Below are 23,348 nucleotides of genomic sequence, written 5' to 3'. Positions count from 1 at the left end.
GTTGTAATCCGTTGGGGTTGCGTCATAATCCTAGTGTTGAAACTGGTCGAACTTCGGATAGCGTCAACCCTCTCGCTCGATCGGTTTTGACTCCCTCCTTGCTGAAATAAGCCTTCCCCCCAATCTCGGACAAAGGTCCTGCCCCCTGGCACACCAATGGCCGAATCCTCCGGACCGACGAGAGTCCCGCGATGCGTCTCGCTTTCAGCACCAACGCCTACATGAAGTTCCCCTTCGACGAAGCGGCGGCGAGGATCGCGGCGCTAGGGTACGAAGGACTGGAATTGATGGCCGACGTCCCCCACGCCTGGCCGAGCGGCCTACTGGATGGCCCCAAGAGAGCGATCCGCTCGGCGATGGAACTGAACGGCCTGGCTTTCTCCAACGTCAATGCCTTCATGATGAACGCGGTCAATGACCATCGGCAGCCCTACTGGTACCCCTCGTTCCTGGAGGCCGACGAAGGCTACCGACGGGTCCGGATCGACCACACGAAGCGGTCCCTCACCCTCTGCGCCGAGCTGGGGGCTCCCCACATCACGACCGAGCCGGGCGGGCCGATCGCGCCGGGCCAATCGCGAGAGTCGGCGGTCGAACTCTTCGTCGAAGCTCTTAAGCCGCTCGCCGAGCACGCCCACAAACTTGGTGTGATGCTCCTGATCGAGCCCGAGCCGGGCTTGTTGCTCGAAACGGCCGATCAATATCTGGAAGTCGCCGAGAAGGTCAATGCGCCGTCGATCGGCCTGAATTTCGATGTGGGACATGCTTACTGCGTGGGCGAAGATATCCCCGGGGCGATTGCGAAGCTCGCCGGCCAGATCCACCACTACCACTTCGAGGATATCGCCGCGACCCGGGTTCATCACCACCTCGTCCCCGGTCAGGGAGCGATCGACTTCGCGGTGATCATCGAAGCGATCCGGGCCACGAACTACGACGGTTGGTTGACCGTCGAACTCTATCCCAATATCGACGACCCCGACACCGCAGCCCGGGGGGCGTACGAAGTGCTCAAGCCGCTGATGACCCCTTCGTCGGCGGCCTGAGAACGATCGGATCATGAACATCAAGCCTTATCTACAACTCGTACGACTCCCGAACCTTTTCACCGCCGCCGCGGACAGCCTGGCCGGCTGGCTCCTGGTGACGGGTTCGCTCGATGAACCTGCGCGATGGGTCCCCCTGGTCCTGGCCTCGGTGGCGATCTACGCCGCCGGGATCGTCCTGAACGATGTCTTCGATTTCGAGATCGACCTCCGTGAGCGCCCCGGCCGACCGCTCCCTTCAGGGAAGGTTTCGCGACGTTTGGCGGCCTGGTTCGGCGCGGTCGCGCTCCTGGCGGGGCCTGGCCTGGCGGCGCTCTCCGGTTCGATGTCCAGCCTATTCGTTGCGTCGATCCTGGCGGCCTGCGTCCTGGGCTATGACGCCGGGCTGAAACGAACCGTGTTGGGGCCGGAAGCGATGGGGACATGCCGCGGCCTGAATCTTCTCCTCGGGATGAGCCAGGCACCCGACCTGGGGGGGCCGATCGGCTGGCTCGCGGCCGGTTCGCTGGCGCTGTTCGTGGTGGGCGTGACCTGGATCAGCCGCTCCGAGGTGGAGTCGGGGAAGACCCGGGGTCTTCTGGCGGGGCTGACGCTCCAGAATCTTGCATTCCTGGGCCTGGTGGTCGCGATGCTCCGACCCGAGCGCTTTCCTGGACCGGAAGTATATCGATCGCCAACCGCTCCGGCATTCGGTGGCCTGGTCCTACTGGCCGTCGGATTCCTCGTAAATCAAGCCGGGCTCCGAGCTTACCGGGAACCGGTCCCTTCGACCTTCCAGCGGGCCGTCAAGACGGGCGTCCTTTCTCTGGTCTGGCTCGATGTCGCACTGGTCGCGTGCGTCCGAGGTCCCGGTCCTGCCCTTGCCGTTGCCGCGCTCTGGGTTCCTGCCTTCCTCCTGGGGAAGTGGCTCTATTCGACCTGATCTGCTCGCTTGACGCCCCCTCCTTACCCTGGAACCTGTCCGTATGGGCCTCGAGAGCCAGGGGCGACAAAATCTTCAACACCTCCGGGTTATCAGAAGACGGCCGATCCCCTGATGGTGTCAACCTCCTCGAGCCCTTGGCCTTGCCATGGGTCAATCTGGCCTTCCAGCAAGGCCTCGGTTTGAGGATCGGTTTCAAACTCCTCCGTGAATTGACCCATCGCCCGACGAGGACCATCTCCGGGCCGATCGTCGGGCGTGGTCCGGAATCCCGACGTGTCAGGTCAGGAGAGGGAGTTCACTCCTCGGCTTGTTCGGCCTTCGAAAGCTTCGGGACATCGGGTCCCTGGGCCGTCTGCCAGCCGAGCCGATAGGCGGCGCGGGCGACCCGGGCTGCCTTGTCGAAATCGGCCTTCTCGACGTCATCGGTTGGCCGGTGATAATCTTCGTGGAGCCCGGAGAAGAAGAAAACGACCGGGATCCCCTTCTTGGCGAAGTTCGCGCTATCGGTCCGGCCGAAAAACTGGTCGGCGTCGTACTTGATCTCCAGGCCCTCGGCTTTGGCCGACGCTTCGGCCATCGAGGCCAGGTTGGAGTGGCTCGGATGCTTCGCCGAGGGAGTCATCCCGATCGACTTGCCGTCATTTCGGCTGACCATGTCGATGTTGATGTCCGCGACGATCTTGTAGCCTTCAGGCAATGAGACATGATCGGCGAACCACTGGCTGCCGAGCAGACCTTTCTCCTCGCCCGAGACCCAGAGCATGGCGATGGTCCGGGCGGGCTTGGGGCCGTCGCCGAAGGCCTCGGCGATCTCCAGGAGGGCACTGGTACCCGAGGCGTTGTCGTCGGAGCCATTGAAAATCTCGCCCTTGTCGTTCACGCCCACGTGATCATAGTGGGCGCTGAAGACGATCACTTCTTTCTTCTTCTCGGGGTCGGTCCCCGGGAAGATACCAACGACGTTGCGATCTTCTTTCAGCTCCTTATTCGACGCAAATGTAAAACTGGCCTGAACCCCGGCCAGCGGGCCCCGAGGGGTCTTCTCCACATCGAAACTCGTCGCTTCGAAGATCAGGTCGCGGATCGGGTCGGACAGGGTGAAGTTCGGGATCGACGGTGTAGGCGAGCCCAGCGTCATCGACGGGCGACCGAAACCGGGGAGGGTCTGACCGGCCGATGGCGAGGGAACCCGTCGCGGTGCATTGCCACCCGGAGGCTGGACCACGAACACTCCCAGGGCGCCACGCTTCAGGGCCGCTTCCAGCTTTCCTGGACTCCCGCCTCGCTGGCCTGATCGATTCCTCGGTGCCGGCGGTTTCTCTTCGGCCTTCTCTCCATCCGCAGGCTTGACCGGCGGCTGGCCCGCGAGGACCAGCACGAACCGATTCTTGACGTCGATCCCGTCATAATCGTCGACCTTCTCGTCCGGATTCACTCGACCGTATCCGGCGAAGACGACCGGAGCCTCGATCTCGCCGGGGGTCAGCCCTCCCGGGTAGAACGTCACGTCGGAACCGAGTTGGAGCGGGATCACCCGGCGTGAACCACCCTCGGACACCTCGATCGAAAGCTTGGTGCCTTCCTGCAAGGCTGTGGTCACTTCGAGCGGAAATCGCTGAAAATAGCCCAGGCCACCCGACTCTCGATCGCCAGAGGCCTCGGCACCCGCCGCCGAGAGTCGACTGGCGATGTATTCGGCGGCGAGCCGGATCTCGGAACTGGCGGTGTCACGACCTCGCATCAGGTCGGACGAGAGGAACTTCATATGTCCGCCCAGCTCTCTCGCCGTGATCCCCTGGACCACGTCGGGAATCTCGATCGGAGGGGGCGAGTCGGGCTTGGCTTCATCCTGGGCGGCGAGAGGACCGGCGATGGACAAGGTGAGGAGCAGTGCGGTCCGGGACATGATCGTCATCGAGAGGCCCTTGGCGGTAGGAAAGAGCGGAATGAGCGGCCACGCCTCGCTCGGGTATCTCCCGACGAGGAGGCGTGAACTCGCAACATCCTACCGGCGACGCCAGGGTCAATGGAATAATCTGCATCGACCATCGACGTCGCGGACCCGTCGAATCAGACCCCTGCCGACTCCTCGACCGCCTCCCGAGGCTTGAACGAGAACCGTGGGCATTGCCCGAAAAAGGCGAGCGGGTTCTCGAAGACCACCTTGCGAATGGTCGACTCGTCGTGGCCTCTCGACCGCATTTCGAAGATGAATTCGGGGACAGCCAGCGGGTCGCTGTGTCCCCAGTCGCCGGCCGAGTTCACCATGATGCGCTCGGTCCCGTACAACTCGACGATGTCGGCGGCGCGGGCGGGGGTGCACTTGGTCGTCGGGTAAAGCGTCATCCCGACCCAGTGCCCGGCCTCGAGCGCGGGTCGAATCGTATGCTCCTCGACGTGGTCGATGCAGACCCGCTCGGGCACGATTCGCGAGTCCCCCCGCAGCATATCGAGGATCATCCGGGTCCCCTGGTACTTGTCGGCCAGGTGCGGGGTATGGACCAGGATCAGTTCATTATGCTTTGCGGCCAGTTCGACATGCTCGAGGAACACGATGGATTCGTTCCTGGTGTTCTTGTTCAGCCCGATCTCGCCGATTCCCAGGACGCTCGGATGGTCGAGGAACTCGGGGATCATCGCAATCACCTCGCGGGAGAGCGCGACGTTCTCGGCCTCCTTGGCATTGATGCAAAGCCAGGTCTGGTGAGCGATCCCGTAGAGTCCGGCCCTCTTCCTTTCGAAGTCGACGAGCTGGCGGAAATAGTCCCGAAATCCTTCCGAGCCGGAGCGATCGAACCCGGCCCAGAATGCCGGCTCGCTCACGAGGACACAACCAGCCAGGGCCATCCGCTTGTAGTCGTCGGTGGTCCTGCTGACCATGTGAATGTGCGGGTCGATGTAGTTCATGAAGAGCTACCCCTGGCGAGGACTTGGTTCGAGGGTCCGAGACAGCTCAGGAGCGCGGGGCGGCGAGTCCATTCTTGACGCGCCAGTCGGGATCGTAGTCGAGCGAGAAGAGTCGCTGGACGGTCTCGGCCCGGCCGGGACCGGGCTCCAGGAGCGCCTCGATCGCCTGGCGGAGCTGGGCAAGCCTTTGGTCGGGCGGGTGTTCGGCCAGCCTCCCGGGGGCTCGTTCGAGACGATCCAGGGCGGCGGCCAAATCGAGGATCCGGCTTCTCGTCTCCAGGAAGTCGCGATTGAGAACCTCGGCGACATCGCGTGTTGAAGACATGGCCATTGGTCTCCGGAGGGTCGCGGGAGGCTCGGATCCGGCTGGTGATTGTAGCTTATTCCATTTTACATGGCGAAACCAGGACCTCGACCGTCTTTACCATGGTCGCTCCTCATCCACCAAACCGACGATGCTGCGATTCAATTCGAGGATTTTCGAGCCTGGGACAACCACAACCCCATCCAAAATTGACGATTACAACGATTGCCGGGACGGCATTTCGGAATTCCAGGGAATATGACTCAAGTCGATGGTTCATGGTTTGCCTTATACTCATACAGGCCGTCGCTGGACCCTTGGTTCAGGTCAAGCAGTTCTGGTATCTTGGGAGTGTCGGGGCGGACGCGACGGCTGGGTAGACATGACGCGCCCGCGAGCAGATCCCCGGACCTTGAGGACACCGACCATGTTGCACCGTCCGACGTCGAGCGTTTGGATCGCCGGCCTCGCGCTTTACGCCCTCCTGACCGGGACCAACCCCGTCCGGGCCGATGTCTTCCTGGAAACGGCGTACATCCCGACAAGCTCGGTTGTCGCCCTGCCCACGTCGAGCATCCTTTCCACTTCGTATGTCGTTCCGACGGCGTACTCCACCACCTATCTACCAACGTCCGCGGTGTACTCGGTGGGCTCGGTTTACTCGACCTCAGCGACTTACTTCCCGACAGTGCGGACGGTCCGCTATCGACCTCGGCGATACGTCGAGCGTACGACCTACCTGACCTCGCCGAGTCTCTCTATCCTGCCGACTTCTTACATCGTACCGACCTCGTATGTGGTGCCGACCACCTCGTACTTCCCGACCTCGTACGTGGTGCCGACCACCTCGTACTTCCCGACCTCGTACGTGGTGCCGACCACCTCGTATCTCTCGGCCTCCAGCCTCTCTCCGACTTCCTACGTCATTGACAATGGCGTGGTGGCCACGTCGGGGACGACAATCTGCGATGAGACGGTCGCTCCGGCCCCAGTTCGTTCGGTCACGCCCAGCGGTTCCGCGAAGGGCGGGAATGAAAAGACCATCACGAGCGAGCCCGAGAGTTCGAACGGCTCGCTGAACGAGCGGCGTCCTTCGGGCTCGATCGACGATGGGACCCCCTCGGATGTCACGCCGCCCGTCCCGGCTCCCGCCTCCGCGAAGCCAGCTGCCACGGCCCAGCCGAGTACCCTCCAGGAACCGCCGATCACCCCGATCAACCCGCCCGGATCGGCAACGCCGCCAGCTGATAATGGCGGGGCCGATGTACCGCTGCCCGCACCCGGACGGATCGGCGATCAACCCGAAGGTGAGGGCGTTACCACCCGGAGTTCGCTTCGGCCGACGTATAACACCAGAAACGTCCTCCGGGGTAAGGTCGTCTCGTTCGGCTCGAACCGTCCCGAGTCGGGGGTCAACGTGATCGTCTCCAGTCTGACCAAGAACTTCACCGATCGGCAGGCGCTGACCGACGCCGATGGCGAATTCAAGATCGCCTTGCCGGAAGGCGACTGGACCGTGAAGGTCAAGATGCCGAGCGGTTCGATCCTGCCAGTCGCCAGCGACTTTCTGACCGCCACCAATGGGCGGGTTGTCGATAGCGCGGGGCGGAACGTCAAGGAATTCCTGATCACTCGCTGATCGAACCAAGATCTATTGACCCCCTCTACCGGGGCAGGCTCGCGGGCCTGCCCCGCATTCGTTTCCAGACCGACTCATGCCGGCCCCACCCAAGACTCTTCGGATCTGCCTGGTCGTGAGTTACTTCCATCCGGCCGAGAGCGGCGCCGAGCGGCAGGCGCTGGCCCAGGGGCTGGAACTGACCCGGCGAGGGCATCGGGTTCATGTCGTGACCCGGTTCATCCCCGGACTGCCGGTGGATGAAACGGTTGGAGGTATCCTCGTTCATCGCTGGATCCGGCCCATCGCGATCGGGCCGCTATTCGGCCTCTCGTTCGTCGCGAGCCTGATCGGCGCACTTCGACGACTTCGCCCCGAATATGACCTGATCCACACTCATCAGGCTCTCTGGGAGGCGATCTCGGTCGGCCTCGCTCGATCGCTCCTCGGCGACGTGCCCACCCTGATCCAGCCGGCCAGCTCCGGCTATTTCGGCGAGGCCAGCGAGCTCCTGAGAACTCGAGGGGCACTGATACTCCGGCGGGCCGCGCTCCGGAACCGGGCCTTCGCGGCGATCTCCGCCGACATCGAACGCGAATGGCTCGGACTCGGAGTTCCGCCCGATCAGATCATCCGGACAGCCAGCGGGGTGGACGCCCACCACTTCCGGCCAGGCCCGGTCGCACCCGAGGTCGAAGACTCGCTCCCCGCTCGACCCCGAGTGGTCTTCACCGGACGGCTCCATCCCCAGAAGAATCTCGGGTTGCTCCTGGAGGCCTGGCCGGCCGTAGCCCGGCAGTCGGGAGCCTCGCTGATCCTGGTGGGGCAGGGGCCCGAGCGTGAGAGCCTCGCTCGCCGGATGGAATCGCTCGGCCTGAGCAACCGGGTCCACTTCGTCGGGGCCGTGGCCGATCCCGCCGAGTATCTCCGGGCCGCCGATATCTTCGTGCTGCCGAGCGTGGCCGAAGGGATGAGCAACTCGCTCCTGGAAGCGATGGCGACCGGCCTTCCCTGCCTCGCATCGGAGATCGGGGGAAATATCGACCTCCTCGGTCCGGGAGATGCGGGACTGTTGCTTCCGCCCGATCCCGGAATCTGGGCGGCTTCGATCGTCAGGGTCCTGAACGATCACGAACTGGCTCGAAGGCTCGGAGCCTCGGCACTCCATCGCGTCGAGGAGGAATTTTCACTCGAAGCGGTCGTGACACGCTACGAGCAGATCTACCTCCAACTACTGAACAAGCGGCCAAACGCGGGCGTAGGATTGTTGGCGGAGTGACGGCAATTGCCTTTGCATTCCCTCTGATCGGCCCAACCGATTCCTGGTCCGGTCCGAGCCCCCGGTTCGGTTCAAGCTCAGGTTGCCTTCCGACGGGGATGATCTAAACTTCCCTCGGATCGCGATCAAGGAATGTACACCATGTGGCCCGCCATCATTGCTCCTCATCCCACGTTCGGGTGCCCCCGGCTCTCCGCGCCAATCGTCCTGGCCCATGGACTGTTCGGTTTCCGAAGGATCGGCCTGGGACCCTTGACCCTGGCCTGGTACTTCCGCGGGATTCCGGGCATCCTCCGCGAATCCGGCAACCGGGTCCTGGTAACTCGAGTCCACCCCACTGCGGGCGTCGCTCGTCGTTCATCGAAACTGGGCGAGCAGATTCTCGAAGCATTCCCAGATGAACCGGTTCATCTGATCGGCCACAGCATGGGCGGGCTTGACGCGAGGGCCTTGCTTGCCGATCCGTCCTGGCGCGGTCGAATCCTGAGCTTGACCACGATTGCCACTCCTCATCTGGGCTCGTCGATCGCCGACTTCGCCAAGCTCCGGGTGGGGCGAATCTATTCCCTCCTGGAACGCATGGGGATCGACCACAGGGGCTTCCTGGATGTGACCCCGGCGGCAGCAGCCGAGTTCAGCCGCCGGAACCCCACTCCCGACTGGCTGCCGACCTTCAGCGTCGCCGGTGACCCACCCTCCAATGAAGTCTGCTGGCCACTTCGGCGACTCCACTTCGCCCTCTCGGAGCTGGAAGGACCGAACGATGGCCTTGTTTCGGTCCGTTCCGCGAATTCCTTCGGTGAACCTCTCCCGAGCTGGCCGGTCGATCACCTTCGGCAGATGAACTGGCTCTCCCCCGAGATCCCCACCGAGCCGTGCCCCCGCGTTGCTCGGCTGTACGCGGATGTCGTGGGGAACCTGGCGAGGCTCGGGGTAGAGCGGGATCGGCAGATCGAGCGTGATTCCGCCTGAATGTTCGGCGAACCGAGCTGGCTCGCCGAAACCAGCTCCGGGACCTGACGATCAGCCGGCCTTGACGCCCATATCGCTCAGGTCCGCCCTATCCGCCGTCTGGTCCAGCAAGACCGCGACGGTCATATCTCCCAGGACATTGGACGTCGTCCGGCACCGATCGAGGAACCAGTCGATCGTCAGGAGGAAGGGAATCTGCTCCGCCGGCAAGGCCACGGCGGCGAAGATCAGGGGGAGAGTGACGAACCCGCCCGACGGGATGCAGCCGGCCCCGATGCTGGCGACCACCGTCGTCAATACAATCACAATCTGATCCATGAACGACATGTCGCGACCGAGCGCCTGCGCCATGAACAGGACCACGGCCGCCTGGTAGAGTGCGGTCCCATCGTTATTGAAGTTCGTCCCCACGCAGGCGGCGAGCTGGCTCGACTGCCGGGAGACTCCGAGAGGCCCCTGGAGCGACCGGAGTGTGACCGGCATGGTCGCCCCGGTGCTCGCGGTGCTGAACGAGGTGGCCATTACATTGGCCGCACCTCGGAGGAACCGGACCGGAGACATCCGGGCGAAGATCCCTAGCTGGATTAGATACCAGGCCACCTGGCAGGCTAGTCCACCCAGGACCACGGCGATGAACCAGACCAGCGACTGGAAGATTTCCAGGCCGCTCCGCATGATGTTCGCGGCCACCACCCCGAAGACCGCCAGGGGGACCAGCGCGACCACCCAGAGCAGGACCCTCATGAGCAGTTCGAAACCCACGGTGACCAGGTCGATCACGACCTGGTGCGAGGTTTCGCCCCGCTTCCTTTGCTCGTCGCGGATCTTGGCCAGTCCGATCCCCAGGGCCAGGGTGACCATCACCAGTTGCGCCAGGTGATTTTTGGCGAAGGAGTCGCCGATGCTCTCGGGGATCAATTCATAGAGGAGCTTGGTCAGCCCCTTCGGCTCGGCCTTAGCGCCGGACTCGGGACCGGCTGCGGCGGCCGGCGGGGCCTCCGAGAGCTTGGCCCCGACCCCGGGATGGATCAGATTCGAGGCGACCAGGCCGATCGTGATCGCCACGATGGTATTTACGAAGTAGTAAAACATCATACGACCGCCTTGACGGCCGCGAATGTCGTTGGTGACGATCGCGCTGAGGATCGCCAGGACGACCAGAGGGGTCGCCAGGGCCTTCAAGGCCCGGATGATAAGGTTGGGGAACAGGTCGAGCTGGGTCGGGACGTCCAGCCCGGCCAGGGTCCGGGGCATGTATAGCCCGAAGGGCACGGCCACGATCGCCGCGCCCATGACCCAGACGTAGAGCGGGATCCCGCCAGGCCGGCTCTCCGGATCGTCGGCCACGGTCGAGGTGTCGAATTCCGGTTGCGCCATCACAGCTCCCGTCTCAAGCAAATCGGAGTTCAGACCGAGGATTCGAGGTTTCCGACGATCGCCGGTCTCGGGATCGACTCGTTCCTGAGCCTTGAAATGGGCGATTCGAGATCCGGACTGTCCGATGTCCGCGCGAATCTCCTTCGACGTCCGAAGTCGCTTTCGGACCGTCGCGAGTTTACCCTTGGTTCCTTGATCGGGCAACGACCCGGTCAGATACCGGACTCAGTTCGCCCCGGCCTCGATCCTGGCCGCGAGGTCGGCCCAGAGCCTCGTCTCGTCGATGGCCGTCACCCAGTCGATCGTCCCTTGAGGTTTGGACAAGTCGAAGGACAGGTCGTCGCGAAGCCGAGGCCGGGGCCTCGATTCGACCTTGGCCAGGCCGGTCAGGTAGGCCACGGTGACTTCATCCCAGATCGGCCAGGTGTCGGCCGAACCTGTCTCCTGTTCGGCGATTCGACCATTCTTGGTGATCCAACGCTCGAACGTAGCCAGGAGTTCGCTCGCCGGGTCGGGAAGCTGTCCGAGCAAGGCACGGGCCTTTTGGGGGGTCATCCGGAGCGACTTTCGAGTGATTTCCGAGTCGCCGACGACGATCGGGGCCCGGGATTCCAGCAGGATACGCCAGGCGATCGGATCGTTCTTGACGTTCCAGGGATCCCCCCCCTCGGGATACTTGTCGAACCCCATCGCGACGATCGTAATCCGATCAGCCCAGCTCGGATCGATCAGGAGGGCCGAGGCCACGTCGGTGGCCGCCCCGATCACCAGGACGATCAGGCGATCCTCGGGGGTTCTCCCGCGCGTCTGCTCAATCAGAAAATCGACCCCGGAATTGATCCGGGGTTTCCTCGGATCCATCAGGGGTTCGCTGGATCCTGACCAGACCCGCGGCCGAAAACGTTCGGGAAGATGGGCGATCAGGTCGCGGGCCACCTTCGCCGAACTCTCGGCGGCCGGCCTCGCCAGATTCGGAGCGTGAGTGGTGACGACCCCTTGAAGGTCGATCTCGGGCGAGAGGGCCAGATGAGCCAGCGTCCACTGGTCATCGGTCTCGGCGCCGATGTCGGTGGTCAGGACGACCGCTCGCCGATCGGCCGGAAAGAGTCCCAACACCCCGACCATCAATACACACGCACTCGCAGCCGTCATGATGCCACCCCACTTGGAATCGACGAGGGCCAGAGCTCGCCATCATAGCGAGGGGTCGTCCCGGTTGCTCTCGACCGGATCGGGCAGGGATCGCTTCCATGCATAAAGCGCGATTGCGGTGGCCGTCGCCGCGTTGAGCGACTCAACTCCCGGCTCCATCGGGATCCGTCGGGTCGCTCCTTGCCGGAGATGATCCGGCAAACCCGGCCCTTCGACCCCCGTGACCAGGCCGAACCGGTCGGGGAAGGACTCGGCCCCGATGTCCGGGCCATCGGCGGAGAGGGCGATGAGGGGGATCTCGGAGCGATGGAGATCTCGGACCGAGGGGCCTTGTTCCATCGGCACCTGAAAGAGGGCAGTGCCGGCAGCTCGGGCGGCCTTGGGGTGGAACGGGTGGGCGGCCTCTTTGAGGAGGACGACCCGGGCGACCCCGAAGGCGGCGGCCGAACGGATCACGGCCCCCACGTTCTCCGGGTCCTGAAATGGGATGAAGAGCGTACAGCCCTCGGGCCACGGAGCCTCGGCGGAAAAGACCGGAATTTCGGGGACTCGGACCTGGAGGAGGGGGGTCCGGGTCCCTGCGGTGTCCAGGTTCCGGAAGAGGGGATCGGCCAGCCGGAGCCAGGTAGGCCGGGCCTCGGAATCGGGCGGGGCTGGCCCCTGAGAATCGGTCAACCAGGCTTCCACGCGGTCGGGGAACCGATCGAGGACCTCGGCGACGATCCGATGCCCCGCGATGAGGGCCAGGCCTTGCTTACGGATGCCCTTACCGGTCAACAGGTCGAGGGCCAGCTTGTACGAGGGGTTGGCCTCGCTGACGACCTCGCGGACGTGCCCTTTGTAGACGGGCGTCTCGAACTGCCCGGGAGCGTCCCCTTCGAGGCGTTGGTAGACAACGATTCGACGATCGTGCGGGGTCCCGGGAATGGTGTACGACTTGTCGAGGATGAGCTTGAAGCTCTCCGCGTGCGAGGTCCGGGCCTCGTCGATCTCACCCTGGCAGTCGGGACCTTTCATGAAGATCATCCGTCCGCCGGTCTCCAGGCAGTTCGCCACCCGGTCGAGCGTCTCGGGAATCGAGGCAACCGCCCGGGTGATCACCCCCTGGACCCGCTTCGGGAATTTGGGCCCCACCTTGCCGGCGAAGACCTCGATCTCGCTCAGATTCAGCTTCGCACAGACCCCTTCCAGGAACTCGGCGCGGGCTCCTCGGGGCTCGGCCAGGATCATCGACACACCCGGCCTGGCGATTTTCAGGGGGATGCCGGGCAAGCCGGGCCCCGAGCCCATATCAATGATCGGGGAGGGGAGCTCGACGAAGTTCAGGACCAGGAGGCTGTCGACATAGTGCTTCAGCACCATGTTCTCGAAGTTGTGAATTCGCGTGAGGTTCAGCTCGGCGTTGGCCGACCGGAGGAGTCGGTGGTACGCCCAGAGCTGGTCATACTGGGCGGAGTCCAGTTTCAGGCCACAGTCTGCGATGAGGGCTTCGAGCGATGTCCGGCCGGGGGTCATGGAGGCGCCTTGGGATCCAGGGTGGCAATAGATCTCCCCATCATACCGGCGATCGACCGGGCGGGGCGAGATGACCTCAGTCGGGCCAGCTTAGAGCGGACAGACCCGAGGTCAACGAGCCTTGGGGAATCGCGTCACGACGAATCCGCCCACCTTGTCTCCGACGCTCATCCCCTGCTGAACGTCATACGAGAAGCTATTTCCGGCCCAGATGCCACTCTGTCCATTTTCCAGGGCCGCCGCAGCGAAGCTCGGGAATTTTCGCTGGGCACCGGTGGACGCGTAGAGAGTATCGGTGAACGAAGTCTTCGCACCGAAGACCGTGGACAAAACCTGGGCGGCGGCCGATCCGAAGGCGGCATGGTCGGAGACGTAGGAAGGAGTCGCCGGGGTGTTCAGGTAGGGCGTCCAGGTCGGGTCGGTCTGCTGAATCGCGGAGATGGGCCTCCACGTCGAGAAGGCATATTTGGCATCGAACGCTGCAATTCCCGCATCGGCCATGGCCACGTCGAGCATGGCGAAGAGTCGGGCATCGCGACCCAGCGACCCCTTTCGGGTGAGGGCGAGGTCCTCGGCAATCTTGTTCCAGTGTCCGGGGTTGGTGATCGTACCCGGGCCATCGGACCAGTTCCTGGCGGCGTCGGACTGGTCGGTCGTACGGGTGGAACTGGAGTCCTGGCCAAGCGACGTGACCTGGGCCAGCGCCTGGTCATAAAGGTTGGACCCGACCGCGGGGGGGGCATCGGGGCGGAATTGAGACCCGCTCGACAAGACGAACGGCTTGACGGCTCCCCAGGCAGGTAGCAGGGCCGAGGCGTCCTCCGGCGGAGTCGGCCGCCAAAGTCCCGGGAGAGCCGAAGGGGCATGGTTGGACTCGACGGCCGAACCGTCTTCCAGCCGCGTGGCGAGTGTGGCCCTGGCCACCTTGTCGCCGAGTTCGATTCCATTCTGGGTCGCGGCCTTCTTGGGACTTCCGGCGACGACCTGATCCATCACCTGATTGAAGTAATTCGACTGCGATGGGAACAGGGCGACGAGCACCGTCCTTGCCGCCGCGCTGGCCGCCAGATCGGCCGAGGCGCCTTTCGGGGCGGCCACCTGGACGCTATAGGCCCCCTTCGGGAACTGGACGGCCGCCACGGCGTCGTACTGGGCGAGATGGACGATCGCCAGGCTTCGCGAGGCCTCCGGGGCCGAGAGGCTGGCGTTCTGAATCGCCCGGAGCGCGACCGAGTCCCAGGAGACGATCGGATTAGCCCGGATCACCTCGAGCTTGGTCACGTTCGAATACTGGCTCGACGTATTCTTGGCGAAAACCCGGATCTCGGATTGGCCCTTGGGGACCTGGGCATTGAACGAGTAATTGCCCGAACTATCGGCCTGCGCGACGTTGGTGAAGTATCCCCGAGGACCCTGCGCCAGCCAGACCGTCGAATACGGCTGAGCCTGCCCGTTGACCGAGATCGCGGACTGGAAGACATGGCCCGAACCGCTCGGATCGTTCGCCGGGCTGATCTGCGCCGAGATCGCGTAATCCGGATTGTTGAAGGACTTTACGTGGGGACTGGAGAGCGAAGTCAACAACTGACGGCCTTCCAGAGGCTCGAACCCGAGAGGGTTCATCCTCCGGGTTCGAGGCTTCCGACCCTCCCGATCCGCCCCGAAAAATGACCGATTCATGATAGACTCGCCCGGCCCCGGGATGACGACCTCGTCCCTTGATATCGGTCGTATCGGCTGGGGGGACTCTGCAGGTTGAGCCTAACTGCTGGCGCTCCGATAAGACTGGAGCGCGTGACGAAAGAATCGGCGGCTCACGAAGAGAAGGACGGCGGTAGCCACCAGGGTGAAACCAACCATCGGTGGATCAAGAGTCCGGACCATCGAGTTGGACGGGACATTGGCTACCAGCAGGATCGGCATGCAGAACGTGAAGAAGAACCCCAGCGGCTCGGCCTTCGACCCCACGAAAATCTCCTTGGGATACCTGGCGAGGCTGGAAAAGAGCCACCACATTTCCATCAAGGTCTGATTTCGGACCATCCAGACCGAGAACGAGGTCAGGATGAGCATGAAGCTGTAGGCGATGGCCGCACCGCAGGCGAACGTCACGAAGAACGTCACCACCCTGATCGTGTCGATCGGCCAGCCCAGCCGGTCCAGGGCGAAACCCATCACGGCGAAGCCCATCAGTACGTTGGGGGCTGTCGCCCAATCGACCCGTCGGCAGGTGATCAGGAATTGCTCGTCGATCGGCCGTAGCAGGAGGAAGTCGAGGTCGCCGGTCCGGACGAGTTCGGCGAAGTCGTTGCAATTCTCCAGGAAGAGGCATTCGATCAAACCATTGAGCGCGAAGAAACAACCGACGAAGAACAGGTATTCGTTCTTGGGCCAGTGGGCGACGGTGTTCGTCTTGGCGAAGACGGTCTCGTAGAAGGCCAGCAAGATCCCGAGCCAGATCACCTCAACCGAGACCTTGACCAGGAAATTCCCCCGGAACGCCAGCTCGCGAGCCAGCGTGTAGCGGGCCAGGCTCCCCATGAGCCCGAAATACTTGGCAACGAGGGTCATGGGACGATCATCCTCCGAAGGCGCTGTAACGCCGGAGACCCAGTCGGTAGAGAGTTCGCGCCAGGAGGGCGAAAAAGAGGGCCCAGGCGGCCTGGGCCAGGAGGCTCCACGCCAGGGTCACGCCCTTCACCTTACCCAGGAAAACGACCGCCGGAAAATACGCCATGTACTGAAATGGCAATGACTTCAGGATCGTTGACCAGGGCTTCGGCAGCAGGTCGAGCGGGAGCATCTGCCCGGAGATGAAGAAATTCAAGGTCATCACGATGAAGAGAATCGAGGTCACTTCGAGAAACCAGAAGCCCACCATCCCCACACAGGCCTCGAAGAAGAAGCCGACCAGGAACGCCATGATGAGCGAAGCTAGATAAGCCAGGAGGGTCAGGGCATCGGGAAAGCCGTGGAAATAGTCCTTGCAGATGTAAAAGAGCAGGGCATAAGGCAAGAACGAGGTGACGATGTAGGCCACCTTGTGGGCGACCCGGTAGGAGATCAGGTAGCCGATCAGGTCGAGCGGCTGGACCAGGTAGCGTTTCAGGGTCCCCTCGCGGATGTCGCGAGCAATCCCCCCCGCGAGGTTGGGCATGCTCGAGAACATCCGGCTGATGTGCGTCAGCAGGAGGTAGGCGATCATCTCGTCGAAGCTGAACCCCGCCAGGCTCGCCTGTCCCGACTCCGCATAAACGGCCTTCCAGAGCAGGATGGTCGTGATCATCGGCAGGAACCGGAGGATGGTCCCGAGCAGGAAGTCCCCCCGATAGGCCATCCGTTCGACCAATGAGGCCCGGAAGATCTTCGAGTATTTCCGGGCGGTCCCCAGGGGGCCCCGGCTGGGGCGGTGGACGGGTTCGTCGAAGACATCCACGGGCAAGACGTTGGAGGGAGCGACGGCGCCCGTTTCGAACGGTCTCTTGGTTTCAGGCGGCGTCATGAGCGGGTCGGCCCTCCTCGAAGACCCGGGCGATGGTCTGCTCCAGCGGAGGGTCGGTCACGCTGACATCGTCGACCGCGTGCAGGTCGAGGATCGCCGCGAGGACGCCCGCCACCTCCGAACGATCGACCTTGAGGTCGGCCGTCGGGCCTTCACGCCCGGTCACTTCGCCGAAACGTTCGATATCGTCGGGAATCCCGTCGGCGAACTGGAGTCGGACCAATTTGGACCGACCGAACCGGTCGGCGATCCCCGAGAGCGGGCCGTCGTAGACCAGTGTCCCGTGGGTGATGACCAGGACCCGGTCGCAGAGCGCCTCCACATCTCTCATGTAATGGCTGGTCAGAAGCATCGTGACCCCCCGGCGATCGTGGTAATCCCGGAGGCATTTCTGGATCGCCACCTGGGCCACGACATCCAGGCCGATGGTCGGTTCGTCGAGCAGGAGGAGATTCGGCTGATGGAGCAAGGCGGCAATCAGTTCCATCTTCATCCGTTCGCCCAGCGAGAGTTCTCGAACCGCCTGATTGGTCAGTTTCTCGACCCCCAGGAGTTCGGTCAACTCGCCGAGCGTCTTCTTGAACTCGGCCACCGGCAGCGAATAGATCTCGCGATGGAGTTGGAAGCTGTCGGCGGCGGGCAAATCCCACCAGAGCTGATTCTTCTGCCCCATCACGAGCGAGAACTGGCGACGGAAGGGATCTTCCCGCTTCGAGGGGACGTACCCGAGGACCTCCGCCGTCCCGGAGGTCGGATAGATGAGCCCCGAGAGCATCTTCAAGGTGGTTGTCTTACCCGCGCCGTTGGGTCCGAGGAAGGCGACCATCTCGCCTGGCTCGACCTCGAACGAGACGCCCTCGACCGCCTTGACCTCCTTGTATTCGCGGTGATAAAGGCCGCGGAGGGCGCCCAGGACGCCCTCCTTTTTGAGGAACACACGGTATGTCTTCGTCAGGCCTTCGGCCCGGATAATCGGCATGGCACCCGCTCTGGAATGGGAAGACAGGGTGGACGCCGCACATTATACCGTGGACGACCAGGGGGAAACCCCAGGTCGCGACCCGGGAAGCGGATCCCGGGGCCTCTTGCCCCGGTATTGGCCCGCCCCCGCTCCCCTCCCTTCGGGTCACTTCAGGTGGAGCCGGTCGACTTCGTTGATCTTGTCATTCAACTTGCGCTGGATCGGATTGAGGTGCAACCGACGGGCAACCACCTCACTCAGGTAGAGCGGGGCGCCATACCGTTTCATCCGGAATCGGGCTCGGGCCAGTCGGTGCTTGGTGATCAACTGCTTGTGGAGCGCCGGGGTAATCTGCCGGAGCGGGCGACCGCTGAGCGGGTAGCCTCGATGGATGAGCATCCCCGCGGCCTTGGCCTCCATGAGATCCACTTCCTCGGCCGGCATCTTCCTCCAGCGCTCGCTGAACGTCTTGGAGGGCGGTCCGTAGGTGCTGTCCTTCGGATAATCGAGCATCGCGAGGTCGAAGGGAATGCCGAGGAAATCGCAGATCCGCGTGAGCGTCTCCTCGGGCTTGGCGACCAGCTCCTCATAACGAATTTCGATCCGGCGCTCGGGCGGGAGCATCAAGGCCAGGTCGGCCCAGAGTCGCTCGACCTCGATCCACTTCTCGATGCCGGAGTAGGTGCTGCCCTCGAAGCCGATTTCGACCATCGATCGGGCCACATCTCGCCCATCACGGACCAGGTGGATGAATCGGGCGTCGGGCCAGATCCAGAGCAGCCGGTCGAAGTGGGAATGAATCGTCGCGCCCACCAGGGGCTTGCGATCCCGATCGCGCTTCTGCTCGAGGAAATGATTCACCAGCGACTTGTAGTCGAGATCGCGGTCGATCGAGACGTGGGAGTCCTGGAAAATCCGATGGCCGCTCAAATAGTCGTAATAGCCCTTGAGATCGGGAAATTTGCCATCGTCGCCGACCAGGTCGATGGAATATTCGAACTCGTGGAAGAAGGAGAGGCTGGGGTGACGGTCCAGCATGATTCGGAGCAATGTCGTTCCCGACCGGACCGAACCGACGAGGAAGGCGGGCTTCTCGATCATGGGATCGCTCATATGGTGGAACTCTCAGAATGCAAAAAGCGATTGACGGCGAGAAGAGTCTACCAAAATCGAGGCTTCCGACCCAGAACCAGCAAGAACGAGCGACTCGACCGATTCAATTTTTCATCGCGACTCGACGGGAGTTCCAGTTCGAGGGAACGAGTTCCGCATCGTTTGAGGGACCTGCAACCTTTCATACGACCGACTGATACCGGGGGCTTGATCGACGCGAGTTCCTCCCATTTCCGCTATCATGATGCACCGGTCTGCTGGGGATCGACGCGACGGATGAGAGTTATCGAACGCTTTCTTGAGCAAGTTCCAGGGAGTTCTGAAGGATGACCCTCACAGCAAGTGACGCCAGATACGAGCGAGAACGCCAGTTAGCCATGGATGCCGTGAGGGATGCCGCCAGGCTCTGCCGGGCCGTCCAGGAGGGGATCCACCTCACATCGATGGATAAGGAGGACCGAAGCCCCGTCACGATCGCCGACTTCGGCAGCCAGGCCTTGATCTGCCGGGCCCTGGAGGAAGCCTTCCCCGAGGACGTCGTCGTCGCCGAGGAGGACAGCGCCGCCCTTCGCCAGCCGAGCCAGGCCGAGTCGCTTTCCCGGGTCCTCGATTGTGTCAAAGCGGTTCGAGACGATGTGGAGACCGAATCGCTCCTCCGATGGATCGACCGGGGCGGCGACGGGGGTGGACACCCCGGTCGATTCTGGACCCTCGACCCGATCGACGGGACCAAGGGGTTTCTCCGGAGGGGGCAGTATGCGATCGCCCTGGCTTTGATCGTCGATAGCCGGATCGAAGTCGCCGCGATGGCCTGCCCGAACCTGCCGGCCGGACTGGGGGTCGAACCGACCGGGCCGGGGTCGCTCTTCGTCGCGGTCCGAGGTCGCGGCGTCGAAGTCATCCCGCTCGATGATAGCCGGCCGGCATCACCGGTTCGGGTCAGCGATCGGATCGATCCGAAGCTGGCGAGGCTCTGCGAATCCGTCGAGTCGGGGCATAGCGCGCACGACCTGGCGGCCACGATCGCGGGCGAGCTCGGCCTGGCCGGGGCACCGGTCCGCCTGGACAGCCAGGCCAAGTACGCGGTGGTCGCCCGGGGCGATGCCGATATCTACCTTCGACTCCCCACCCGGGCGGATTACCGCGAAAAGATCTGGGACCACGCCAGCGGAACCTTGATCCTCCAGGAGGCTGGGGGGACCGTCACCGATATCACGGGCAAACCGCTCGACTTCTCGAGAGGCCGAGAGCTGTCCGAGAACCGAGGCGTGGTCGCCACCAACGGACCCTGGCACGATCGAGTCCTGGCCGCCCTGGCGGGAGCCCTGGGACGCTCCTGAGTTCCGAAGAGGGATCGCGCTCGCGGGTCGGCATTATCAATTCTGAGTCGGCCTGTCAGGCGCGATCCCTCGACCACCGCAATCAGACTCCCCATCGATCAATACGAGTTATACACCTGCGTCGCACCCGACTTCATCTGGGTGGCCATCGTGTGGGCGTGGTAGTGCTGGGCGATCTTGACCATGTAGGTGAAGACCATTCCCGGATTCCGGCGGTGCTTGAGGTAGCGCCAGGTCCTCCGGCGGTACTCCTCGCGGAGGTGCTTCTCGGGGATCATGGTCATGAACCGGAAGAAGAGGCCGATCGCCTGGACTAGCCAGATTGATTCCATCTTCAGTCGCTGGAATGGGTGCTTCTTCCAGTATTTGGCCCGGCTTGACCCGATGTCGAAGTTCCCCTTGATCCAGAGATCTTCGAGCCGCCCGAAGTAGGCTTCGGGAGTGTAAAGTTCGTTCATCACCTTGACATAGCCGTCCCGGAGTTCTTCGCGGGTGACTTTCAAGGGAATCACGTTGGTCCCGAACTCGGGCTGGTCCGAGGGGTCGAGACGTCCCTCGGAAGCGAGTCGGGCGTGCAATGGGGTCTTGGCGATCGCGTAGAGCATCCCGGACATCGAATGGGCGATTCGGGCCTGGCGGACGAATTCGATCTGGGCGTCGAAGATCGTCTCGTCGTCGTTGTCGAATCCCATGATCATCCCGCACCAGACCTCGATCCCGGCATCCTGGATCCGGTGGACTTTCTCCAGCAGGGTCCCACCTTCGCGGACGTTCTGGAACTTCTTGGTCTCGCGGAGTGAGGCCTCGTTGGGGCTCTCGATCCCGACGAAGGTGGCGATGATGTTGGCATCGAGCATCATTTGCATCAGCTCGGGGTCATCGGCCAGGTCGATCGACGCCTCGGTGAAAAATGTGATCGGGTATCCCCGCTCGACCTGCCAGGCGGTCACCTCTCGGAGGACGTGCTTGATCGCCTTCTTGTTGCCGATCAGGTTGTCATCGACGATGAAGACGATCCGCATCTTCTCGGCCCAGAGGGCATCGAGTTCCTTGAGGACCTGCTCCGAGGTCTTCAGGCGAGGGCGACGGCCGAAGGTGACGATGATATCGCAGAATTCGCACTGGAACGGGCAACCTCGCGAGAACTGGAGGCTTCCGAAGGCGTAATGCTGGGTCTTCAGGAGGTCGAACCGAGGCGTCGGCACCTTGGTCATGTCCGACTTCTCGGCCTGCTCGTAGCGGTACTGGTGGAGCTTGTGCTTCCACTCGCCGAGGAATCGAGGCCAGGTCTCTTCGGCCTCGCCGATGAAGATCACGTCGGCCAGGCCTTCGAAGTAATCCTCCTGGACGGTCACCAGCGGGCCGCCCACGACCGTGAAGGCCCCCCGACGCTTCAGCTCGGTCAGGATCTCCTTCATCCGGAATCGCTGGACGCTCATCCCGGTCACGCCCACGATATCGGCCCGCGCGCACCGCTCGAAGTTGATCGCCTCGACATTCTCATCCATGAGAGTGACCGTATGACCCTCGGGCGTGAGGGCCGCCAGGAGTGGAAGGCAGGCGACCGGCAGGTTGGCTCGCTTACCCAGAAAAGGGAGAGCGTGTTCCATCCCCCAGTAGGAAACCTCAAACCTGGGGTTGATCAGCACGATGTCGGCCATTCGCGGACGTGCTCCTGACTGCGAGGGGGCGCTCCAAAGCTGGCTCCGCCGACGGAATTCCGTCGCGAAATTCATCATACGTCCGGTCCACCGGCGATTCCTAGACGGTTGACCGGATGGAAGGTCCATTGCGAACCCGGGACCAATCCCTCGATCTCAAACCGAATTCGGGGTATGGTAGTTTTTCGTTTGCCCGTCATCGTCTGCGACTCCCTCGGAACGGAGATCACGCAGATGCCGACCGCGATCGATGACCCCAGCTCATCGGATATCGACAAAATGGGGGATCGTGTCCCCCCGTTCGAGGCCCATCCGTGGGTGACGAACCCGCACATCCAGACGATTCTGGCCCGCTTTTGGACCTGGCCAAGGCCCAAACTCCCCTCGACTTACTACGAGGTCGAGGCCGGAGGCGGCGATCGGCTGAGCGTCCTGGAGTCCATCCCCGAGGGATGGTCTTCGCCCGACCCCTCGGTCCTGATGGTCCACGGGCTGGCCGGCTGTGCCCGATCTCCTTACGTCGTGAGAGTGGCCCGGAAGCTGGTCGACCGAGGCGCACGGGTGGTCCGGATGAACCTCCGGAATGCCGGCTCGAGCTTCGGGCTTTCCCGCTCCTTCTACCACGGCGGAAAGACCGATGACCTCCGAGCGGTCGCCGAATGGCTGTCAAACCGGGCACCGAGCTCGCCGATCGCCCTGATCGGCTTCTCCCTTGGGGCGAACCTGGTCCTGAAACTCGCCTCCGAAGCCGCAGACCGACCGGTCGAAGGTCTCGACTGCTTAGTGGCAGCCAATCCCCCGCTCGACCTGAATGCCTCCTGCCGTCGGATCCTGGAACCGGCCAACCGGCTCTACGATCGAAATTTCCTCCGAGGACTTCGGGCCGAGGTGGCCCGACTCCACGACACCTTCCCAGACCTCGGGCCGATCGATCTCGGCACAGCCCGGAGCTTGATGGATTTCGACGAAATTTACACGGCCCCGAGAAACGGATTTCTCAACGCGATTGACTATTATTCTCGATCCAGCTCAAAAGCGACAATTCACAAGATCCAGATACCCGGCCTGGTGATTCACGCCGAGGACGACCCGTTCATTCCGGTGGAGCCTTTCCATTCTGCTTCGTTTCCCGAACAGTTGGCATTGGAATTGATCCCTCGTGGGGGACATCTGGGTTATTTGAGCCATAGACCGTTCTATGGAGACCGTCGATGGCTCGATGCGCGGATCATCGTCTGGTTAGTGTCACGCTGGGGGTCGAGCGTTCGAAAGCGGCCCGCGTCATCTCGGTAAAGATTTGCCTCGTAATGACTTGCCCCAAGGAGAATGTCGCCAATGTCCGATCATGCCAATAATAAATATAGAGCAGCGATCGAGGTTCTCCAGAGGGGTCGAGATGTGCTGGTTGAATCGCTCGCCGATGAGGTCATTTCCCAGTCGGATGATTTGATCGATGGTGGGTTTCTCTTCAATGAGTTTCTCGAGGCCCAGGGAACTCGCCTCCACTTCCTGAGCCTGCTGGTCTCCCAGCTCGAGCAGTCGGCGGATCTCATGGAGGAAGCCGCGATCGAAACTCCGCCTCCACCGGCACCCAAGGCCCCCCGGAAGCGAAAAAGCCGATCAAAGAAGCTGTCCGCCCAGGCGAGCGAGAAGAAATCCGACGACGCCTGACGAAC

20 protein-coding genes are annotated in these 23,348 nt (G+C 62.9%); 8 read left to right on the top strand and 12 right to left on the bottom strand.

Going from position 1 to position 23,348, the window contains the following annotated elements:
* Positions 1 to 191: 191 nt before the first annotated feature.
* The gene (locus P12x_RS17630; protein WP_435005730.1) at positions 192 to 1,046 is read left to right on the top strand and encodes a sugar phosphate isomerase/epimerase family protein; all 855 of its coding nucleotides are present in this window, start codon (positions 192 to 194) and stop codon (positions 1,044 to 1,046) included.
* A 13-nt stretch (positions 1,047 to 1,059) separates the two neighbouring features.
* Positions 1,060 to 1,968, top strand: a complete 909-nt coding sequence (locus P12x_RS17625; protein WP_435005729.1) for a UbiA family prenyltransferase — start codon at positions 1,060 to 1,062, stop codon at positions 1,966 to 1,968.
* 298 nt (positions 1,969 to 2,266) lie between these two features.
* Here P12x_RS17625 and P12x_RS17620 read toward each other — a convergent pair whose 3' ends face one another.
* From P12x_RS17620 to P12x_RS17610, 3 genes are all read right to left on the bottom strand, one after another.
* Positions 2,267 to 3,886: a M20/M25/M40 family metallo-hydrolase gene (locus tag P12x_RS17620; protein ID WP_435005727.1), complete on the bottom strand. Its 1,620-nt coding sequence runs from the start codon at positions 3,884 to 3,886 to the stop codon at positions 2,267 to 2,269.
* 155 nt (positions 3,887 to 4,041) lie between these two features.
* Positions 4,042 to 4,878, bottom strand: a complete 837-nt coding sequence (locus P12x_RS17615; protein WP_435005725.1) for a TatD family hydrolase — start codon at positions 4,876 to 4,878, stop codon at positions 4,042 to 4,044.
* Between the two features lie 46 nt (positions 4,879 to 4,924).
* Complete coding sequence (locus P12x_RS17610; RefSeq protein ID WP_435005723.1) at positions 4,925 to 5,203, bottom strand: hypothetical protein; 279 nt, start codon at positions 5,201 to 5,203, stop codon at positions 4,925 to 4,927.
* A 406-nt stretch (positions 5,204 to 5,609) separates the two neighbouring features.
* On the opposite strand from P12x_RS17610, the gene P12x_RS17605 reads away from it, so the two are divergent.
* The 3 genes from P12x_RS17605 to P12x_RS17595 all read left to right on the top strand — a co-directional run bounded on the left by P12x_RS17605 (position 5,610) and on the right by P12x_RS17595 (position 9,051).
* Positions 5,610 to 6,821 (top strand): hypothetical protein, encoded by a 1,212-nt coding sequence (locus tag P12x_RS17605; protein ID WP_435005721.1) that lies wholly within the window; start codon positions 5,610 to 5,612, stop codon positions 6,819 to 6,821.
* Positions 6,822 to 6,936: 115 nt separating this feature from the next.
* Positions 6,937 to 8,079: a glycosyltransferase family 4 protein gene (locus P12x_RS17600; RefSeq protein WP_435005719.1), complete on the top strand. Its 1,143-nt coding sequence runs from the start codon at positions 6,937 to 6,939 to the stop codon at positions 8,077 to 8,079.
* 141 nt (positions 8,080 to 8,220) lie between these two features.
* The gene (locus P12x_RS17595; protein WP_435005717.1) at positions 8,221 to 9,051 is read left to right on the top strand and encodes an alpha/beta fold hydrolase; all 831 of its coding nucleotides are present in this window, start codon (positions 8,221 to 8,223) and stop codon (positions 9,049 to 9,051) included.
* A gap of 51 nt (positions 9,052 to 9,102) precedes the next feature.
* On the opposite strand, the gene P12x_RS17590 is transcribed toward P12x_RS17595, so the two are convergent.
* The 8 genes from P12x_RS17590 to P12x_RS17555 all read right to left on the bottom strand — a co-directional run bounded on the left by P12x_RS17590 (position 9,103) and on the right by P12x_RS17555 (position 18,671).
* The gene (locus P12x_RS17590) at positions 9,103 to 10,428 is read right to left on the bottom strand and encodes a dicarboxylate/amino acid:cation symporter (RefSeq protein WP_435005716.1); all 1,326 of its coding nucleotides are present in this window, start codon (positions 10,426 to 10,428) and stop codon (positions 9,103 to 9,105) included.
* Positions 10,429 to 10,653: 225 nt separating this feature from the next.
* Positions 10,654 to 11,553, bottom strand: a complete 900-nt coding sequence (locus P12x_RS17585) for a nucleoside hydrolase (protein WP_435005714.1) — start codon at positions 11,551 to 11,553, stop codon at positions 10,654 to 10,656.
* A 69-nt stretch (positions 11,554 to 11,622) separates the two neighbouring features.
* The gene (gene rsmG / locus P12x_RS17580; protein WP_435005713.1) at positions 11,623 to 13,095 is read right to left on the bottom strand and encodes a 16S rRNA (guanine(527)-N(7))-methyltransferase RsmG; all 1,473 of its coding nucleotides are present in this window, start codon (positions 13,093 to 13,095) and stop codon (positions 11,623 to 11,625) included.
* A 111-nt stretch (positions 13,096 to 13,206) separates the two neighbouring features.
* Entirely contained in the window at positions 13,207 to 14,718 is a 1,512-nt protein-coding gene (locus tag P12x_RS17575) for a vanadium-dependent haloperoxidase (RefSeq protein WP_435005712.1), read from the bottom strand.
* Between the two features lie 138 nt (positions 14,719 to 14,856).
* A complete protein-coding gene (locus tag P12x_RS17570; RefSeq protein ID WP_435005710.1) occupies positions 14,857 to 15,666 on the bottom strand; it encodes an ABC transporter permease in 810 nt (269 codons plus the stop codon).
* A 7-nt stretch (positions 15,667 to 15,673) separates the two neighbouring features.
* A complete protein-coding gene (locus P12x_RS17565) occupies positions 15,674 to 16,597 on the bottom strand; it encodes an ABC transporter permease (protein ID WP_435005709.1) in 924 nt (307 codons plus the stop codon).
* Positions 16,584 to 17,576 (bottom strand): ABC transporter ATP-binding protein, encoded by a 993-nt coding sequence (locus P12x_RS17560; protein WP_435005707.1) that lies wholly within the window; start codon positions 17,574 to 17,576, stop codon positions 16,584 to 16,586. Before P12x_RS17560 ends, P12x_RS17565 begins: the two co-directional genes overlap by 14 nt.
* A 147-nt stretch (positions 17,577 to 17,723) precedes the next feature.
* Positions 17,724 to 18,671, bottom strand: a complete 948-nt coding sequence (locus P12x_RS17555) for a sulfotransferase family protein (protein WP_435005705.1) — start codon at positions 18,669 to 18,671, stop codon at positions 17,724 to 17,726.
* Between the two features lie 326 nt (positions 18,672 to 18,997).
* On the opposite strand from P12x_RS17555, the gene P12x_RS17550 reads away from it, so the two are divergent.
* Complete coding sequence (locus tag P12x_RS17550; RefSeq protein ID WP_435005704.1) at positions 18,998 to 20,011, top strand: 3'(2'),5'-bisphosphate nucleotidase; 1,014 nt, start codon at positions 18,998 to 19,000, stop codon at positions 20,009 to 20,011.
* Positions 20,012 to 20,109: 98 nt separating this feature from the next.
* On the opposite strand, the gene P12x_RS17545 is transcribed toward P12x_RS17550, so the two are convergent.
* Entirely contained in the window at positions 20,110 to 21,672 is a 1,563-nt protein-coding gene (locus P12x_RS17545) for a B12-binding domain-containing radical SAM protein (RefSeq protein ID WP_435005703.1), read from the bottom strand.
* Positions 21,673 to 21,906: 234 nt separating this feature from the next.
* Here P12x_RS17545 and P12x_RS17540 point away from each other — a divergent pair, with 234 nt between their 5' ends.
* Both P12x_RS17540 and P12x_RS17535 read left to right on the top strand, forming a co-directional pair.
* On the top strand, positions 21,907 to 22,965 hold the full coding sequence (locus P12x_RS17540) for a YheT family hydrolase (RefSeq protein WP_435005702.1): 1,059 nt from the start codon (positions 21,907 to 21,909) through the stop codon (positions 22,963 to 22,965).
* Between the two features lie 42 nt (positions 22,966 to 23,007).
* Positions 23,008 to 23,343, top strand: coding sequence for a hypothetical protein (locus P12x_RS17535; RefSeq protein WP_435005701.1), 336 nt, complete (start codon positions 23,008 to 23,010; stop codon positions 23,341 to 23,343).
* Positions 23,344 to 23,348: the final 5 nt, after the last annotated feature.

This window comes from Tundrisphaera lichenicola (assembly GCF_051175385.1).
In the GTDB taxonomy this organism is placed as follows: Bacteria; Planctomycetota; Planctomycetia; order Isosphaerales; family Isosphaeraceae; genus Tundrisphaera; species Tundrisphaera lichenicola.
This window is presented reverse-complemented; position numbering and strand designations above follow the sequence as displayed.